Consider the following 1,582-nt stretch of genomic DNA (forward strand, 5'->3'; position numbering starts at 1 on the left):
ACCTGCCGATCGCCCTTCGAAGCCGACGCGTCGAAGGCCCCCCGGACGGCCACGTGGGCCCGACCCGCACCCAGGAACGCGATCGCGAAGGACGGCAGGGTGAGGAAGTCCGACCCTGTTTCGGCACGTAACGCCTCCAAGAAGACCGGCAAGTCGCCTCCTGCCTCGAGTACCCCCCACAGCCGTTCGACGACGCCGGAATCGACAACCCCCTCAATTAACGCAATCCCACCGGACCACACAAGCCCGTGATCCTGCCCGACGACCCATCTGATGCGCGCCACCTAGTCCATTCCTTCCACGTCCCGCGGAGCGCCATTCGTCAACGCCGCGGCGATGTCGAGCGGCACGTGCTCGAGCGTCACGTCGAGGTCCACGTCGCTCGCGCTGACTCCGGCGATCACGTCCACGACAATCGCGGTGGCATTGTCGCGACCGCCGGCCGCTACCGCGGCACGGACGAGTGTTTCGGCGGCCTGCTGCGCATCCGCGCACACCATCAGGGTCGCCGTCATCAGCTGGTCGGTGACCTCACCGGACAGGCCGTCACTGCAGATGAGGAAGCGATCGCTTTCCCGCACGGGCAACAGCCACTGGTCCGGCTCCGGTGACCCCGCGATGCCGCCGCCCAGCGCTCTGGTGATGACATTGCGCTGACCGTGGGCGCGGGCCGACTGCGGCGTGAGTTGACCCGCGTCGATGAGTTCTTGAACGCGCGAATGATCGATGCTGACCTGCTCAAGGCTGTTTGCGGCGAGGCGATAGACACGTGAGTCGCCGATATTCACCACCAACCAGCAGAGCACGCCATCGCTCTCGGTCAACGCGATCCCGGCCAAAGTCGAGCCGGGCGCTCGCCCGGCCGTCTCGCGGGAGTCAATGAGATCCCGCGCGCCCTTGATGGCCGTGCGAACTTGCTCGATGGTGACTCGCTCAGCCCCCACGAGTGTGCTGAACGAGCGCGCCACAGTCAGCGCGGCCGAACGGCCATCGTCGTGCCCTCCCATGCCGTCCGCGACGAGAAAGACGGGGTGGTCGGCGAGAAAGACATCCTGGTTCTCGCGGCGATTGCCCGTCTCCGAGTGCGCGCCCCAACTCAACGAAACACCATGCACGGTGCTAGTGCCCGAGGCGGTCATGTCCGCCGCCGGGGGGTTGCGACTCGACGGGACACCGGCGCCTCATCCGCGACGACGATCGCCGGCTCGCGCACCAGGAAACTTCGAGGCGACAACGGCCGCAAGAGACGTCGATGCCACGGCGCCGACCGGCTGAGTTGTCGGCGCGCCCCCCGCAGCTCTCGCCAATAGCGCTCGATCTCGGCAGACGTCGGCACGCCGGGAGCGAAGACGGCGCGATTGGCCCAGACGGCGAGCGGCGCGTGGCCCACAAGCTGTGCTTGCTCACGACGCGGCAAGCGAGCATCCACTGAGGTTCCGAGATCGCGTGCGTGATCCGTGAGATCACGCCAGCCCGCCGCCAGTCGCCGACTGGGTGCGCCCGTCGAGCGGCGGCGCCAACGGCGCAGCCCCCGCGCCCCCGCGCCCACCCCGGCCAGCGCGGCCAGCCCGCCAAGTGGCGG

General features: G+C 68.5%; 2 protein-coding genes and 1 pseudogene. All 3 read right to left on the minus strand.

All coding sequences use genetic code 11. The annotated features are described in order from the left end of the window. The coding region (locus tag BN13_RS20530; RefSeq protein WP_048548613.1) for a hypothetical protein at positions 1 to 284 on the minus strand (284 nt) is incomplete at its 3' end. Next, entirely contained in the window at positions 285 to 1,100 is an 816-nt protein-coding gene (locus BN13_RS18110) for a PP2C family protein-serine/threonine phosphatase (protein ID WP_235434114.1), read from the minus strand. 35 nt (positions 1,101 to 1,135) lie between these two features. Next, positions 1,136 to 1,582, minus strand: a pseudogene (locus tag BN13_RS20535) (hypothetical protein); the annotation flags it as partial.

Origin of the sequence: Nostocoides jenkinsii Ben 74, assembly GCF_001046875.1 — a bacterium.
GTDB lineage: Bacteria > Actinomycetota > Actinomycetes > Actinomycetales > Dermatophilaceae > Nostocoides_A > Nostocoides_A jenkinsii.